The 15337-nt window shown below is 74.3% G+C and carries 16 protein-coding genes and 1 riboswitch; of the genes, 5 read left to right on the forward strand and 11 right to left on the reverse strand.

The genetic code is table 11. The features are described from left to right. Nucleotides 1-109: 109 nt before the first annotated feature. Complete coding sequence (locus D9753_RS02670; RefSeq protein ID WP_121785540.1) at nucleotides 110-403, reverse strand: hypothetical protein; 294 nt, start codon at nucleotides 401-403, stop codon at nucleotides 110-112. 170 nt (nucleotides 404-573) lie between these two features. Here D9753_RS02670 and D9753_RS02675 point away from each other — a divergent pair, with 170 nt between their 5' ends. Both D9753_RS02675 and D9753_RS02680 read left to right on the forward strand, forming a co-directional pair. After that, on the forward strand, nucleotides 574-939 hold the full coding sequence (locus tag D9753_RS02675; RefSeq protein WP_121785541.1) for a nuclear transport factor 2 family protein: 366 nt from the start codon (nucleotides 574-576) through the stop codon (nucleotides 937-939). Nucleotides 940-1051: 112 nt separating this feature from the next. Beyond that, nucleotides 1052-1132: riboswitch (ZMP/ZTP riboswitch) on the forward strand. A 25-nt stretch (nucleotides 1133-1157) separates the two neighbouring features. Beyond that, nucleotides 1158-2006, forward strand: coding sequence for a bifunctional 5,10-methylenetetrahydrofolate dehydrogenase/5,10-methenyltetrahydrofolate cyclohydrolase (locus D9753_RS02680; protein ID WP_121785542.1), 849 nt, complete (start codon nucleotides 1158-1160; stop codon nucleotides 2004-2006). Between the two features lie 303 nt (nucleotides 2007-2309). Here D9753_RS02680 and D9753_RS02685 read toward each other — a convergent pair whose 3' ends face one another. Both D9753_RS02685 and D9753_RS02690 read right to left on the reverse strand, forming a co-directional pair. Next, the gene (locus tag D9753_RS02685; RefSeq protein WP_121785543.1) at nucleotides 2310-3335 is read right to left on the reverse strand and encodes an alcohol dehydrogenase; all 1026 of its coding nucleotides are present in this window, start codon (nucleotides 3333-3335) and stop codon (nucleotides 2310-2312) included. Nucleotides 3336-3496: 161 nt separating this feature from the next. Beyond that, on the reverse strand, nucleotides 3497-4159 hold the full coding sequence (locus D9753_RS02690) for a TetR/AcrR family transcriptional regulator (protein ID WP_121785544.1): 663 nt from the start codon (nucleotides 4157-4159) through the stop codon (nucleotides 3497-3499). 143 nt (nucleotides 4160-4302) lie between these two features. Between D9753_RS02690 and D9753_RS02695 the strand changes: the two genes are divergently transcribed. Then, entirely contained in the window at nucleotides 4303-5556 is a 1254-nt protein-coding gene (locus D9753_RS02695) for a YncE family protein (RefSeq protein ID WP_121785545.1), read from the forward strand. 87 nt (nucleotides 5557-5643) lie between these two features. On the opposite strand, the gene D9753_RS02700 is transcribed toward D9753_RS02695, so the two are convergent. From D9753_RS02700 to D9753_RS02715, 4 genes are all read right to left on the reverse strand, one after another. Further along, nucleotides 5644-7500 (reverse strand): endoglycosylceramidase, encoded by a 1857-nt coding sequence (locus D9753_RS02700; protein ID WP_121785546.1) that lies wholly within the window; start codon nucleotides 7498-7500, stop codon nucleotides 5644-5646. A gap of 114 nt (nucleotides 7501-7614) precedes the next feature. After that, on the reverse strand, nucleotides 7615-8265 hold the full coding sequence (locus tag D9753_RS02705) for a GNAT family N-acetyltransferase (protein WP_121785547.1): 651 nt from the start codon (nucleotides 8263-8265) through the stop codon (nucleotides 7615-7617). Between the two features lie 66 nt (nucleotides 8266-8331). Continuing rightward, entirely contained in the window at nucleotides 8332-8832 is a 501-nt protein-coding gene (locus tag D9753_RS02710; protein WP_121785548.1) for a metallophosphoesterase family protein, read from the reverse strand. Between the two features lie 9 nt (nucleotides 8833-8841). Further along, nucleotides 8842-9756: an SDR family oxidoreductase gene (locus D9753_RS02715; protein ID WP_121785549.1), complete on the reverse strand. Its 915-nt coding sequence runs from the start codon at nucleotides 9754-9756 to the stop codon at nucleotides 8842-8844. 237 nt (nucleotides 9757-9993) lie between these two features. Here D9753_RS02715 and D9753_RS02720 point away from each other — a divergent pair, with 237 nt between their 5' ends. Continuing rightward, on the forward strand, nucleotides 9994-10431 hold the full coding sequence (locus tag D9753_RS02720; protein ID WP_121785550.1) for a MarR family winged helix-turn-helix transcriptional regulator: 438 nt from the start codon (nucleotides 9994-9996) through the stop codon (nucleotides 10429-10431). A gap of 654 nt (nucleotides 10432-11085) precedes the next feature. Continuing rightward, a complete protein-coding gene (locus D9753_RS02725; RefSeq protein ID WP_121790862.1) occupies nucleotides 11086-11670 on the forward strand; it encodes a hydrolase in 585 nt (194 codons plus the stop codon). A 74-nt stretch (nucleotides 11671-11744) separates the two neighbouring features. Here D9753_RS02725 and D9753_RS02730 read toward each other — a convergent pair whose 3' ends face one another. From D9753_RS02730 to D9753_RS02745, 4 genes are all read right to left on the reverse strand, one after another. Beyond that, on the reverse strand, nucleotides 11745-11930 hold the full coding sequence (locus D9753_RS02730) for a hypothetical protein (RefSeq protein WP_121785551.1): 186 nt from the start codon (nucleotides 11928-11930) through the stop codon (nucleotides 11745-11747). Nucleotides 11931-12056: 126 nt separating this feature from the next. Then, nucleotides 12057-12422 carry a DUF6479 family protein gene (locus D9753_RS02735; protein ID WP_394346677.1) on the reverse strand — a complete coding sequence of 122 codons (366 nt, stop codon included), beginning with the start codon at nucleotides 12420-12422 and terminating at the stop codon, nucleotides 12057-12059. Between the two features lie 89 nt (nucleotides 12423-12511). Then, nucleotides 12512-12781 (reverse strand): hypothetical protein, encoded by a 270-nt coding sequence (locus tag D9753_RS02740; RefSeq protein ID WP_121785553.1) that lies wholly within the window; start codon nucleotides 12779-12781, stop codon nucleotides 12512-12514. Between the two features lie 85 nt (nucleotides 12782-12866). Further along, complete coding sequence (locus tag D9753_RS02745; protein WP_205614037.1) at nucleotides 12867-15317, reverse strand: SpoIIE family protein phosphatase; 2451 nt, start codon at nucleotides 15315-15317, stop codon at nucleotides 12867-12869. Nucleotides 15318-15337: the final 20 nt, after the last annotated feature.

The raw sequence follows: 15337 nt of genomic DNA on the forward strand, positions 1-15337 counted from the left end.
TCCACGAGGACGGCCGTGGATCTCTCCGGACCGGTGCACGGGCGGGACGCGGCGGCGCGGAGGGCCGTCCCGGCCGGGACGGCCCTCGGGCCCGGGGGCGGGAGCGGGCTCAGTGGACGGCGGAGTCCCCGCCGAGCAGGGGCGCGGCGGGGGCGAGGACCTGCGCCACCTGGTTCAGCTCCTTGAGGTCGTCCAGCGCCTGCAACTGGTCGGTGACCCTCGGCACCCGGTCCTGCTCCGATGCGGGGATGCCGGCGCCGGCGAGCGAGTCCAGCGTGGTCAGCGCGCCGAACTTCCCGACGGACGGTGTGCCGGCGTCGGCCGCGTTCGCCGACGGTACGGCGAGAGCGGCGATCCCGGCGGCCAGACCGACGGCGGCGGCGATGCGTCGTGTTGAGATCATGCCCTCAGCAACGGCGGCGGGCCCCGGCCGGACACGGGCGTCGGCCCGCGCTCACCCGTGAGGCGGATCCGGCCGCTGCGCTTGCCGTGACCGTCGGGGCGGAGGAGTCTCGGAGGTGGGGTCCGTGCGGCCCGCCCCCGTCGGGCCGCGGGCGCCTGAAGGAGGTCACCATGGGCACCGCGACGGGGTCCTCGTTCGACTCCGACACACTGCGCCGGGCCATAGAGGGGAACACCGGGAACACCCTTCTGTCGCTCTACACGGACGACGCGGAGATCCGCATCGTCGACCACAACAACCAGCCCAGCAGCCCCACGGTCCTGCACGGCCGGGGCCAGATCGCCGAGTTGCTGGACGACGTCTACAGCCGGGACATGACGCACAGGCTGGAACGGTGCGTCGTGGAGGGCGAACACGCCGCCTACAGCGAGGCCTGCGAGTACGCGGACGGCACCCGCGTCCTGGCCGAGTCGATGCTCACCCTTCGGGATGGCAAGATCGCCGACCAGCTCATCATCCAGGCCTGGGACGAGTAGGACGCGGCCGGGTACGGCAGGCGTCCCGAGGAGGCCGCGCGGGTCCGGGCCGCCCCCGGCCGGACCGGACCCGTGAGCGGTCCGGAGGCCGTACGCGCGCTCGGTTACCCTGTAGGCGGGCCGTGACTGGCGCTGAGGTGGAGTACCACCGGGGAGCGGTCCGTGGTGGTTGCCGCGCGCCTGGGCGAGAGAGCCGATCCCAGCCCAGGAGTGTGAGCATGACCCAGGCCCGTCTCATGGACGGCACCGCGCCCGCCCGCCGCATCGTCGGGGACGCCGCGAAGAAGGCCGCCGGACTCGCCGAACGCACCGGCACCGCGCCGTGCCTCGCGACCGTGCTGGTCGGCGCGGACCCGGCGTCCGTGACGTATGTCCGTATGAAGCAGAACCGCTGCCGCGAGGCCGGCGTGGAGTCCCGGCACGTCGCGCTGCCCGCGGCCACGACCACCGCCGAACTCGTGGCGAAGCTGGAGGAGTTGTCGGCAGACGCGAGCGTGCACGGGATCCTGCTCCAGCACCCGGTGGGCGACCGGGTCGACGAGCGGGCCGCGTTCGAGGCGATCGCCCCGGAGAAGGACGTCGACGGCGTCACCTTCGCGTCGTTCGCCACGATGAGCTTCGGACTGCCGGGCTTCGTCTCCTGCACACCGGGCGGCATCCTGCGACTGCTGGACGAGTACGGCGTCGACCCGGCCGGGAAGCGGGCCGTGGTCGTGGGCCGCAGCGCGATCCTCGGCAAGCCGGTGGGCATGCTGCTGCTGGCCCGGGACGCGACCGTGACGTACTGTCATTCGCGCACCCGGGACCTGTCCGCGGCGGTCCGCGAGGCCGACATCGTCGTCGCCGCCGTCGGCCGCCCGCGGCTGATCCGCGGGCAGGACATCAAGCCCGGCGCGGTCGTGATCGACGCGGGCTACAACCCGGGGGACGTCGGTGACGTCGACTTCGACTCCGCCGTGGAGCGGGCCTCGCTGATCACGCCGGTGCCGGGCGGGGTCGGTCCGATGACGATCGCCACGCTGCTGGAGCAGACCGTGGACGCAGCCGCCCGGCAACTCGGCGCGTAAGAGCAGGGGCCGGTACGAGGGGCGTGCGGGGGGGGCGGGTCCGGTGGATCGGCGCATCCAGGACCGGTAGTCCATCACGTCCCCGGGCCTTCACCCCGTACTCGCGGGCGTCCTGGGGGAAGGTGGTCTCCAGGCGAGGACGGCGCCGGTGCGCGGGCCGGGATCAGCATCCGCCGGCCACCCGCGCCCGCGTCCCCGCACCCGTACGCCTGCCCCGGCCGGCCCCGGGGTGCGCCGTCGGCCATGTGCGGGTCGTCGCCCTCGTCCGTGAGGAAGGGCGGCCCGGACGGCGCGCCCCCGCGGTCAGCGCGTGGTCAGGACCATCCGGAACCGGGCGGCGCCGGAGAGCATGCGGTCGTAGGCCTCCCCGGCCCGCTCCAGCGGCACCGTCTCGGTCATCGGGCGGATGCCGTGCAGGACGCTGAACGCCATGGTGTCCTCGACGTCCTGCGCGGTGCCGGAGGGGTGGCCGCGGATGACACGGCCGGCTCCGATGAGCTGCACCGGGCTGATGCCGAGCGGCTCGGGGGTGGCGCCGATGACCACCAGCTCGCCGCGCGGCGCCAGTCCGTCCACGGTGGCCGAGATGGCCTCGGAGTTGCCGGCGGTGGCCAGGACGACCTGCGCCCCGCCGAGGGACCCGAGCGCCTCGGCCACCGGGGTCCCGGCGGTGCTGTCGACGTAGTGGTGGGCGCCAAGCTGCTTGACGAAGCCGGCCTTCTCCGCGCCGCGGGCGATGGCCACGGTCTCGAAGCCCATCGCGACCGCGTACCGCACGCCGAGGTGGCCGAGGCCGCCGACGCCGAGGACGGCGACCAGGTCCCCCGGCCGGGCCGAACTGCGCCGCAGCCCGTTGTACGTGGTGACGCCCGCGCAGGCCATGGGCCCGGCGTCGCTCGCCGCGAGCGCGTCGGGGATCCGGGCCAGGGCGTCGACGGGTACGACGACCTGCTCGGCGAAGCCGCCGTCGTAGGCCCAGCCCGGGACCGCCAGCTCGGCGCAGAGGAGGAAGTCACCTCGGCGGCAGGCCCGGCAGTGGCCGCAACTGCCGCCGAACCAGCCGACCGCGACCCGGTCACCGGCCTGCCATCCCCGGTCCCGCGCTCCCTCGCCGAGCGCCTCGATCCGCCCGGCGATCTCGTGCCCCGGAACCTCGGGGAACGTGATGCCCGGCACCCCGGCGGTCACGAAGAAGGCGTCGCTGTGGCAGATGCCGCACGCCTCGACTGCGATGCGCACCCGGCCGGGGCCCGGCTGCGGAACCTCCCGCTCGGTCAGCTCGAACGCGCCGCCCTCGGTGGTCACCTGCGCGACTCGGTAGGTACTCATGGGTCCCTCCGGAGAACGTGCGACGGCCCCCGCTCCAGCACATCAGCTCCGGACCGATCCCGCGCGCCGAACCGGACGGAGCCTGGCGCCGAGCCGGCCGCGGCATCGCTCAGGCGCCCGGCCGGAGCCCGCGCAGGCCCGGCGGCTCGGGGGCCGGTGGGTCACGTGTCGCGCGGCCGCCAGCCCTCCGGACGGAGCATGCCCAGCAGCAGGCGGACCAGTTCCTCCACCACCTCGTCCAGGGTGGCGTCCACCCAGCCGGCGGTCCAGTCGTGCAGCAGGCCGTTGACGCTGCCGATGAAGGCCGTGGCCGCGAGGCGGTAGTCGCGGGGTGCCGCCTCCCCGCGGGCCACGGCCGCGTCCGCCTCGGCGCGGATGAGGCCGATCCAGCGGGCCCGGCGGGCCAGCCGCTGCTCCTCCATGCGGGGGCTGACGCCGACGATCTCCACGAAGGTGATGCGGATGCGGTGCGGGTCGCAGGTGACGCCGCGGGCGTAGGCCCGGAAGAGCGCGGTGGCGCGCTCGGCCAGCGGCAGGCCCTCGGCGGTGGCGAGGGCGTCCAGGACGGCCTGTTCGGCCCAGCCGTTGACCTGGAGGTGGAGGGCGGCGAGGACGTCCTCCAGGGTGCGGAACTCCTCGTAGAACTGGCGCGTGGACAGGCCGGCGGCCTGGCTCAGCGCGGCGACCGTCGTCCCCCGGTAGCCGGGGGTGCCGCCGAACAGCCGCAGCGCCGCGTCCAGGAAGCGGCGGCGGCGCTCGGCCTGCCGCTCCTCGGCGGACCGGCCGCCGTAGCGTCCCGTCGGCGTCCTGAGCCTGCCCTCCACGAGTCCCCCTCCGTCATACCGCTGCTCACCCAATCTTGTCGTGCACACATCTTGTCGAGAAGGCGGGCCCTTCCTTACTTTTCAGTAAGTTCACTGTGAAAGCGCGCGTGTTCAGATTCCCCCACCGAGGAAAGAGAGCCGTCATGCCTGCTTCGAGAACCAGGCACCTGTGCTCCATGGCCGTCGCCCTCGTCCTGGCCGCGGCCGGTCCCGCGACCGCGGCCTCCGCGGCGTCCGCCGCTCCCGACGACCTGCGCGAGGTGCTGTTCGTCGGCAACAACTGGGACGGCACCGCCGACGTCATCAGGTCCACCGGCGACTTCACAAGGGTCGGCCGCATCGACGTCATCCCCGACAAGGATGCGCGGATGAAGGAGATCAACGCGGACCCGATCAAGTGGATCTACTTCCAGGCGATCCGCAACAGCGTCGGCGAGGGCCACGACCAGTACGCCGACGACATGTACTCCACCCCGGACGGCAGGTCGGTCGTGGTGTCCCGGCCCAGCTTCGCGGACGTCGTCTCGATCGACCTGGCCACCGGAAGGGTCAACTGGCGTTTCCCCGTGTCGGGTTACCGCGCCGACCACATGGCGGTCTCCCCCGACGGCACCCGGGTGGCCGTCTCCGCCTCGACCGCGAACACCGTGCACGTACTGGACATCACCACCGGCAGGCAGCTCGGGTCCTTCGCCACCGGCGACAAGCCGCACGAGAACATCTTCACCAGGGACGGCAAGTACATCTGGAACATGGCCATCGGTGACGTCAACACGGCACTGGACGACCCCGGCTGGGACTGGACGAAGGGCGACCGGCACATCACGGTCGTGGACGCGACGACGTACAAGCAGGTCAAGGTCGTCGACATGCGGCAGCGGCTGGACGCGTTCGGGCTGAAGGACTTCTCCGACGCGGTGCGCCCGGCGGTCTTCTCCCCCGACGGGTCCAAGCTGTACTTCCAGGTGTCGTTCTTCAACGGCTTCCTGGAGTACGACATCGCCACCGACAGAATCACCCGGATGAAGACCCTGCCGAAGAACCCGGCGACCAGCGAGGACCGCACGACCTGGGTGAACGACTCGCGCCACCACGGCATCTCCATGAACCCGGAGGGCACCAAGCTGTGCGTCGCGGGCACCATGGACGACTACGCGACCGTCGTCGACCGCGCCGGCCTCCAGGAGGGCCCGCTGGTGGCGGCGTCCAAGCCGTACTGGGCGACCGTCAGCGGTGACGGCAAGGACTGCATCATCTCCGAGAGCGGCGCGGACCAGGTGACGGCGATCGACTTCGCCACCGGCCGCAAGGTGGCGTCGGTCCCGGTCGGCGACCACCCGCAGCGTGTCCGCCTGGGCCACGTCCGGACCGACTGGACCGGACCCGCCGGCAGTTGACCGGCCATCGGCCCGACGCTCGGGCGACGGCCCTCGGGCGGTGGTCTCCGGGATGCCCCACTCACCCGGAGGCCACCTCGCCGTGCGTCAGAACCGCGCCGCCGCCCACGCGGCCAGCTCGGACCGTGCCGCGCTCAGCTCGCCGGCCGGGGGTGCCGTGGCCCCGTCGGTGACCAGCGCGTAGTGGAGCACCCCGGAGTCCGTGTCGCCGAGCAGCAGCCGGCGGCTGCCGGTGCCGCCGGGCTCCGGGGCCACGGCGACCGGGGTGCCGGGGGTGTAGGCGGGCGGGGCGTACACCGCGCCGAGGTCGGAGACGACCGTGGTGGAGCCGGTGGGGAAGGACGCCGGCAGATGCAGCTCGGTGGGGGCGGTGCCGCTGCCGGAGCGCCACACCAGCACACCGTACCGGCCCGAGCCGACCAGCTTCGCGACGCCGGGCAGGGAGCCCGGCACCGGGTTCCAGGTCAGCGTGGTGGAGCCGTCGCGGGAGCGGTCCTCGTAGGTGAACGCGAGGGCGGTGCCGGCGGTGGCGCTCGGGTAGAGGCGGTCCAGCAGGCGGGCGTCCTGGCGCAGGACGGCGTTCCCGGAGTCGTCCAGGCGCACCGCGGACAGGTCCTCGTCGTTCCAGGCGTCACCGGCGGTGAGCACCTTGGCGGGGTCGCCGTTCATCGGCTCGTGGTGCCGGCCGCTGTAGAGGTCCCACTGCCACTGGGTGCCGGACAGCACCGGCCCGGAGGCGGCCGGGCCGGCCCACCAGCTCTTGCCGGGCAGGCGGGAGTCGAGGCCCTGGTACATGGCCTTCAGGACGGTCGGCGCCTTGTCGGACACCGTGCCGGACAGGGGGTGGCCGAACTCGCTGACCACGGCCGCGGTGCCGGCGGCCGAGGCACGGTCACGGACGGCCGCGAAGTCGTCGGCGTACTGCCCGTCGGCCGCCTTGCCCCACATCAGGATGCCGGAGATCGCCTTCTGGTCGTAGAAGTGGGTGTTGAGGACGTACCCGGGGCCGAGCGTGCCGGCGTCCAGCAGGCCGCCCTCCTGCTGCTGGGTGGGGATGCCGGCGTTCCAGAAGAGGTTCGGCTCGACGAGGGCGGCTTTGTCCTGCCAGCCGGTCGCGTCCATGCCGGCGCGGAACTTCGCGTAGAACGGCCAGAGGAGGTCGCGTTCCCAGGTGCGGGAGGTCTGTCCGGCGTCGTAGCGGCCCGCGTACGGCTCGTTGTACGGGTCGAAGCCGGCGATCCCCGTGAACTCGGCGGCATCCAGGTGCTGGTGCAGATAGGTCAGGGTGGTCCGGGCGGTGGCGAGGAAGGCGTCCTGGATGCCGTGGGCGTTGTGCCAGAAGTCGTACTGCGCCTGCTGCACGGCCGCGTTCTGGGTGATGTTCTGGCCCCAGAACAGGCAGATGCCGCAATTCTCCGCCGGGTAGTTCCCGGCGGCGACGGCCCACCCGGGCGCCCCGTCGCCGGTGTACCAGCTTCCTGTGTGGAACAGGTACCGGGAGTACAGGTCCTGGTGGAAGTCGGGCTGGACCCGGATGCCCGCGTCGAGGAACGCGCGCATCTGCTCGGTGACGGCGGCCAGGTAGGCGGTGTCGACCTGGCCGCGTACGGGTTCGGCGTGCGCCCAGGAGAGCAGGAAGCGGACCGCGTTGCCGCCGCCGAGGGCGCGCAGCGCGGTCGCGGACCTGCGGGCGTCGGCGACGGAGGCGAAGGGCAGGCCGGTGTTCTCCGCCAGCTTGGTCTCGCCGGAGACGTTGTAGCCGCGCAGGACGATCTCGCGGCCCTGGGCGTCGGCGAACCGGCCGTCCCGCACGGTCAGGGGCGCACCGTCGAACCAGAGGGGGTCGGAGGGGGTGGCGGCGGTGGCGGGCGGCACGCCCGCCACCGTGAGGGATCCGCAGAGGACGACCAGAACGGCCAGCAGACGCACCCGGATATTCGGCATGCCCCCACGGTCCGGGGCTGCCCGGGTCACGTCAATGCTTCTGACTCATAGGTAAGATGACGGTCGATCAGTTCGTCTTCCGTGGATCTGCGGGGCGGGGCGGGGCGGGGGCGGTCAAGGGGAGCCGGCGCGCCTGGTGTCACGGACGGGTTGCCCGGGGACCGTACCGGCGCACCGGTCCGGGTCGCCGGCCACGCGCGCGTGCAGGTGCTGGTCGTGCCAGCCGTCGGCGTGCAGCAGGGCGCTGCGCTGGGTGCCCTCGTAGGTGAAGCCGGCCGTGTGGGCCACCCGGCAGGACGCGGGGTTGGCCGGGGAGTGGCACAGCCGCAGCCGGTGCAGGCCCAGGTCGTCCAGGGCCCACCGGGCGAGCCGGCGGGCGGCCCGCACGGCGACTCCGGCGCCGCGGGCCTCGGGCAGCAGCCAGTAGACGATCTCGGCGGCGCCGCCCGCGAGATCGACGTCGTTCAGGCCGACGAGACCGGTGGCCGGGCCGTCGGGCCGGGCGACGGCCCACACGGCGCCGGTCTCGGCCCGCCACCGCTCGTGCATACGGGCGATCCGGGTGCGGGCGTCCGCGGGGTCGGCGACGGTGAACAGGTTCCACCGCCGGATCGCCGGATCGCGCGCGGCGCCGAGCAGCTCGCCGGCGTCGTCCGCCCGCCAGGGGCGCAGCTCCAGCCCGGCGGACAGGCCGAGCACGGGCTGGTCGCGGCCGGCCATGCGGCCCGCGGGGACGACGTCGGAGATACCGGCGCTGTTGATCATGCCGGCATCCTCGCACGGGCGTTCGGCGCCCTCACCGGCCGACGGGGCGGGCGGTGGCGGCCTCGGTCATCGCCGGGGGAGCCGGTGCAGGGTGACCTCGGTCAGGGTTCCGTCGGTGACCGTCGCCGTGAGGTAGGTGCAGTGGGGCTGGCGGCGGCGGTCGGTCGGGGAGCCGGGGTTGAGCAGGCGCGGGCCGCCGGGCGCGGTGGTGTCCCAGGGGATGTGGCTGTGTCCGAAGACCAGGACGTCCACGCCGGGGAAGCGGGCGGCGCAGCGGGCCTCGCGACCGTGGGCGGGACCGGTCTCGTGCACGACGGCGAAGCGCAGGCCGCCCAGCTCGGCATGGGCCACCTCGGGGAGCCGGGCGCGCAGGTCGGGGCCGTCGTTGTTGCCGTACACGCCGATCAGCCGGCGGCTGCGGCTCTCCAGCAGGTCGAGGGTGGCGGTGTCGACCCAGTCGCCGGCGTGCAGGACGACGTCCGCGTGCGGGAGTTCGGCGAGCAGTTGCTCCGGGAGCCGCTTGGCCCGCTTGGGCAGGTGCGTGTCGGACATGATCAGGAGTCGCACGGCGTCGGCCTAGGCGGATCGCGAGGTGAGGCGGCGGATGCCGCGCACGGTGCCGAGCAGGACGGCGCCCGCGCCGAGGGCGGTGGTGGCCGGGTGCCGGACCAGGGTCTCCTGCCACGAGCGGGCGTGGGAGGCGTCGTCGAAGGCGCCGTGGGCGCCCTGGTCGTCGGCGCGCTCCCGGTCCACCGGCTCGAAGAGGTTGTCCAGGCCGGTGGGCGGGATGCGGTCGGTCTGCTGGGAGTCGAAGCCGGTGCGGGCGAGGTAGCGGTCGAGCAGGGCCGGGGCGAGGCGGTTGGCCCAGATGGTGGCGCCGGTGGAGGCACCGACGTAGTACTGCTTGCGGCGCGGGTGCTCGGCCGCGTACAGCACGCCGCGCGCGGCGACCTCGGGCTGGTAGATCGGCGCGACCGGCGTGGGGTGCCGGGGCAGGCGGGAGCGGACCCACTGGAACTGTGGCGTGTTGACGGCGGGTAGCTGGGCGACGGTGACGTGCACGTCGCTGCCGCGGTGCAGCAGTTCCGTGCGCAGGGCGGACGTGAAGCCGTTGATGGCGTGCTTGGCGCCGCAGTACGCCGACTGCAGCGGGATCGACCGCTCCCCGAGCGCTGATCCGACCTGCACGATCGTGCCCCGGTCGCGGGGCAGCATGCGCTTCAGGGCCGTGCGGGTGCCGTTGACGAAGCCGAGGTAGGTCACGTCGGTGACCCGCTGGAACTCTTCGGCGGTGATCTCCTCGAACGGCGCCACGTCGGCCACCTGCGCCAGAGGCCGTCCGCCGAGCGCGGCGACCTCGTCGGCCGCCTCCTTCAGGCCGCCCTCGCCGCGCGCGACCAGGACGACGTCGGCGCCGCGCCGGGCGTACAGGCGGGCGGTGGCGCGGCCGATGCCGGCGCTGGCACCTGTGATGACGACGGTGGGGGGCATGGTCCTCTCCTCTTTCGACGCGGTGTCTGCCCGGCAGGGGTTCCCCGGCGGGGTGTCCGTCACTCCACCCGGCGGGGTGCCGCCCGCTCCTGGACGAGGGTCCACCGTGCGAGCCGGTGGGCGCCGCGGCTGCCCGGGTCGAAGCGGACTCCGCCGTCCGCCTCGACCGATGCATAGACAGGTAAGACTGAACAGTCCAGGCTGGACAGTTGATCCTGTCGGTTCTAGCCTGGCGTCATGGCCGACATCTCCGACTCCGCCGCACGGGCCGCGCGCGACCTGCGCGTGGTCTTCAGCAGGCTGCGGCGCCGCATCCGCGAGGTGGCGCGCGACGCCGACCTCAGCCCCTCCCAGGAGTCGGCGCTCACCCTGACCGGCAAGCATGGCGCGGCCACGGCCAGCGCGCTCGCCGCCGCCGAGGGGGTGCGCCCGCAGTCCATGGCCACCACACTGGCCGCCCTGGAGAAGCACGGACTGGTCCGCCGCGCCCCCGACCCCGACGACGGACGCCGCCAGTTGGTCACCCTGACCGACACCGGCCGGGCCCGCGTCGAGGGCAACAGGCAGGTGCGGGAGGAGTGGCTCGCCCGCGCCTTCCAGGACCGCTACACCGAGGAGGAGCGGCAGACGGTCCTCGCCGCGCTGGAGTTGCTGGAACGGCTGTCGCGGGCGTGACACCGCGGCTCAGGGCCCGCGCCCGGACCACCGGCCCCTCCCCCGCCGGATTCGACCGCCGGCTGATCGCGCCGATGGACCTCGGCTCGGTGCCGAACCCCGTCGACTTCTCGATGATCGCCGCTACGGGCCCCCGACCCCTTCATCTTCATCGACCTGCGGGTCCGCCAGTTCCTCGGCTGCACCATCGGCTACGCCTTGGTGTACGGCTGCACGCAGTGGCTGGAACAGGGCCGCGGACCGAGCGCGTCGACGGCCGGTCCGGCACCGCTGCCGCTGTCGGTGGCCGCGCTCACCGTCTCCGCCCTCACCGGGCGCCGCGAGGCGGTGCGGGCCGAGCTGCTCACCGGCTCGCTCCTGCGGATCGCCGGCCGCGCCGCCCTGCTCCTGGTCGGCACGGACAGGCCGCCGTGGCTGCCGCTCGCGGTCGGTGCGCTGCTCGGCGCCCCGCAGGGCCTGATCGGCCTCGCCACGCGGCGCGCGCGGCGCGTCCGCCGCCACCCCGGCGTTCCACCCGCACCGCGCCGACACGGCCGGGCTGCACGGCCCGGCCCTGTTCATGCTCGCCGGCCCGGCACTGCCGCCGGCGACGGCCCTGCCCGACCGTTCCCTCGGCCGGCTGATCTCCCCCACCCCGAAAGGCCTGACCGACCCATGTCGCTCACCACGCTCGACCCCCGTACCGCCCTCGTCGCGATCGACCTCCAGAACGGCATCGTGGCCATGCCCACCCAGCCGTACCCGGGCGCCGAGGTGGTCTCCCGCACGGCCGCACTCGCCGACGCCTTCCGCGCCCATGGGCTGCCCGTCGTCCTGGTGCGGGTATCCTTCGCGGCCGACTGGGCGGACGCCGTCCCCGGCCGCACCGAGCACCAGCCGCGCGGCCTCGCCTTCCCGGAGGGCTGGGACATCGTCGTCGACGAGCTGTCCGGGCACCCCGGGGACATCCACGTCACCAAGCACAACTGGAGCGCCTTCCACGGCACCGACCTGGACGTGCAGCTACGCCGCCGGGGCATCACGCAGATCGTCCTGGCCGGCATCGCCACCAGCATCGGTGTGGAGTCCACCGCCCGGGACGCCTACGCCCACGGTTACCACGTCACCCTCGCCACGGACGCCATGGCGGACGCCGACCCGGGCGCGCACGAGAACAGCGTCCGGCGGATCTTCCCGCGGCTCGGCGAGAGCGGCACCAGCGCCGAGATCCTCGAACTGCTCGGCAAGACCCACGCCTGACCCGCAGTCCCGGTCCCGCCGCGCGAGCCGCACGTCCGCGCGCGGGGCCCGGGGGTGAGCGTGGCGCGGGGAGTTCAGTCCTCGCCGCGCACGATGTTGTCCTCGGTGCCCGCGCCCGGCAGCGGGGCGGAGGTCCGGTCCAGGACGGCGGGGAGGCAGGTGCGCACCCCCCGCTCCCGTCGGCGGCGGGCCGTGGCCCGGCCCGTCTCCGCGTCGGGTACGGCCGATTTGTCACTCGAATGCGCGGTCACGGCGTTCATCTTCTTCCTGGGTCCCGCCGCTTGCGGGACCGGTCCGCCGGACCCGTCCGGGCCCGGGTGCGTCACGATGCCCGACCGGGTCCCCGGACCGCGCGGTCCGCAAACACGTGCGGAGCCGGTGCCGGTTCAGGTCCGGCCGCCGCCCCCGCCGCCGAACGACCCGCTGGAACCGGACGACCAGCGCGAGCGGCTCTGGTCGTCGGCGCGCCGGGTGCCGGAGTTGCCGAGCTGGTGCGGGGTGAGGCGTTCGCCGTCCTCCGCGCGGGGCACCTCGTCGGGCTCGCGGACCTCATGGGTCTCGTGCACCGGACCGGACGGCGGCATCTTCGGCTGCTCGTCGGGGCGCGGCGGCGCCGGCTCGCGGTCGCGCACCTTGGAGCCCATCCGGAAGGCCCAGATGATGCCCGCGACCACGGCCACACCGGCGACGAGGATGAGGATGTAACCGAAGACCCGGGGGCCCGAGGCTGCTTCGTACATGGCAGTGTTCATGGTCGGCGGGTACCCGGCAAGGCGCGTGGGATGCGCGCAGCGGCGCCGGTCAGCCGGTCGGCGCCACGCACCGCGCGCCGTCCGGGGGGTCAGGTACTCTCCGCCGCCGCCCGCTCGACCTCGGCCTCGATCTCTCGGCGCGGCCGGCCCGTCTCCTTGGCGTACTCGCTGACCGCGGTCTGCACGTCGCGGGCCAGATCCCGCCAGGCGCGCAGGGCGGTCTCGTAGGTGCCCGACTGGACGCCCGTCATCCCCCGCTCGGCCGGCGGGCCGTAGGCGTCCCGCAGGTCCTCGACCATGGCGCGGGCCGCGTCGGCCGCGCGCTGTTTCTGCACCAGTTCTTCCAAGGTGTGTGCCACACCAACCGACCCTAGGCACGGGTCGCGCGGCGCGCCTCCCCAACCTGTCCGAACGGCTCCCCGGCGCCGCTGTCCGGCCGACGGTTCAGCCGTCGGCGACCAGGTCCGCCCAGACCTGTTTGCCGCCGCTGACGGGGATCGTGCCCCAGGCCGCGGACACGGCCTCCACCAGCAGGATGCCCCGGCCGCCGGTCGCCTCCCAGCCGATGCTGGCCGGTTTGACGGGGCTGCGCGGTGAGGAGTCGGCCACGGCGAGGCGCAGCCGGTGGTTGACCAGGCCGAGGTCGAGCCGGACGGGGCCGCCGGTGTGCACCAGGGCGTTCGTGACCAGCTCGGAGACGACCAGCAGGGCGGCGTCGACCGTGTCCCGGGGCACGTTCCAGGTGCGCAGGGTCCGCCGGGTGAAGCGGCGGGCGTGCCGCACCGCCTCCGGCACCCGCCACACCGTCCAGCTCTCCCGCAGCGGCCGTACGGCCATGCCGTCGTAGCGCATCAGCAGCAGGGCCACGTCGTCCCCGCGGTGCGCACCGGTGAGCAGGGCGTCGGCGACCAGGCCGAGGTGGGCGGGGTCGGCGGCGGCCAGTTCGCGGGCGAGACGGTCCATGCCGGCGTCGAGGTCGGTCTCGGCGGACTCCACCAGCCCGTCGGTGGTCAGCGCGATCACCGTGCCGGGTTGCAGCCGGAGCGGGGTCATCGGGAACTCGGCCTGCCCGAGCACGCCGAGCGGGGGACCGCCCTCGGCCTGCACGATCTCGGTGGTGCCGTCCGGGTGGCGCAGCACGGGCTGCACGTGCCCGGCCCGTACGCACCAGGCGGTGCCCTCCTCGACATCGACGTCGACATAGGCGCAGGTGGCGAAAAGGTCGGTCTCCATGTCCAGCAGCAGCCGGTTGGCGTGGGCGACGACGACGTCCGGGGTGTGGCCCTCGACGGCGTAGGCGCGCAGCGCGGTGCGCATCTGGCCCATCAGGGTGGCGGCGCCCGCGTTGTGGCCCTGGACGTCCCCGATGACCAGGGCGACGTGGTTGTCGGCGAGCGGGATCACGTCGTACCAGTCGCCGCCGACCTCCAGGCCCGCCGTGGTCGGCAGGTAGCGGGCGACGGCGACCGCGCCGGGCAGCCGGGGCAGGCGGCGCGGCAGCAGGCTGCGCTGGAGCATGCCGACCAGTTCGTGTTCCGCGTCGAAGGCGTGGGCGCGCAGCAGGGCCTGGCCGGTCAGGGCGGCGCAGGCGGTGAGCAGGGCGCGTTCGTCGGGGGCGAAGTCGTGCGGGCGGTCCCAGCCGATCAGACAGGCGCCGGCCATGCGACCACCGGCCGGCAGGGGCAGTACGGCGAGGCCGCCGCGGCCGACGTCGGCCAGGGCGGGTTCCAGCGCCGGGCCGGCCGACCAGATCCGGATGCGGCCCTCGCGCAGCGCGGTTGCCAGGGTGGGCATGGCCCGCACCGGCGCGTCGGGCCACTCGGTGCGCCACTCGCTGCGCCACACGTCGGGCCAGGCCTCGGGCTGCGGCGGGTCGAGGACGGTGACCACCAGCCGGTCGTTCTCCAGTTCGGCGAGCGCGATCCGGTCGGCCTGGAGCGGCTTGCGCAGCGCGGCGACGACGGCCCGGCCGACGTCCTTGACGGTGCCGGCGGTGGCCAGCGCGGCGGCCAGACGCTGCACACGGGCCACGTCGGTGACGCCGGACCGCTCCGTGGAGGCGTCGGTGACGGTGCCGACGAGCCGGGCGGAGCGGCCCCTCCCGCCGGGCAGGAGCCGGCCGCGCAGCCGCAGCCACCTGGGCGGCCCGGCGGGCTGGAGGATGCGGAACTCCAGTTCGCGCTCGCCGATGGACATGTGGTCGGCCTCGACCACGGACATCATCGCGGGCAGGTCCTCGGGCACCGTACGGCCGAGCAGGGACTCCACCCGGCCGTCGAAGTCCTCCCGGTCGATCCCGAACAGCCGCAGGATCGCGTCGCCGACCTCCACCCGGCCGGTGTCCATGGCCAGGCTGAAGGCGTTCTCGGGCAGCTCGCCGGTGTCGCGCGCGGCGTCCGGTACGGGTGCGGCGACCGTGTGGGCGATCAGCTCCAGGCAGGCCCGCTCGTCGCCGCCGAAGCCGCCGGGACGTTCGCCGACGGCCAGCAGGCAGCCGCCGCCGGCCGGGCCGAGCGGCAGGGCGGCCAGGGAGAAGTCCGAGGACGGGGTGCGGCGCGCGTCGGGGCAGCCGGCCAGTTCGGCGGGGCCGAGCCACTGCGGCCGGCCGGTGCGGTGGGCCTGGGCGACCGGGGACGCGCCGGTGGCCGCGTAGCCGTCCCGGAGGCCGTACAGGGTGCGGGGCAGACCGGCCGACTCGGCGAGAAGGAGCTGTGCGGGGTCGTCGCCGGGCGTGTACACCCCGGCGAAGGAGGCCCCAGCGAACACGAGGGCCTGTTCGAGGACCCGACGGAGCCGGTCGGCGGTGGGCGGTGACGCCAACAGCGAGGCGAGGGCGGCTCCGGCACGCTCCGGCACCGTTCTGGTTCCGCTGATCGCAGCGCCCTCACTCACCACTTCGCCATTACAGCGCGTAT

Origin of the sequence: Streptomyces dangxiongensis, from assembly GCF_003675325.1 — a bacterium.
Classification (GTDB): domain Bacteria; phylum Actinomycetota; class Actinomycetes; order Streptomycetales; family Streptomycetaceae; genus Streptomyces; species Streptomyces dangxiongensis.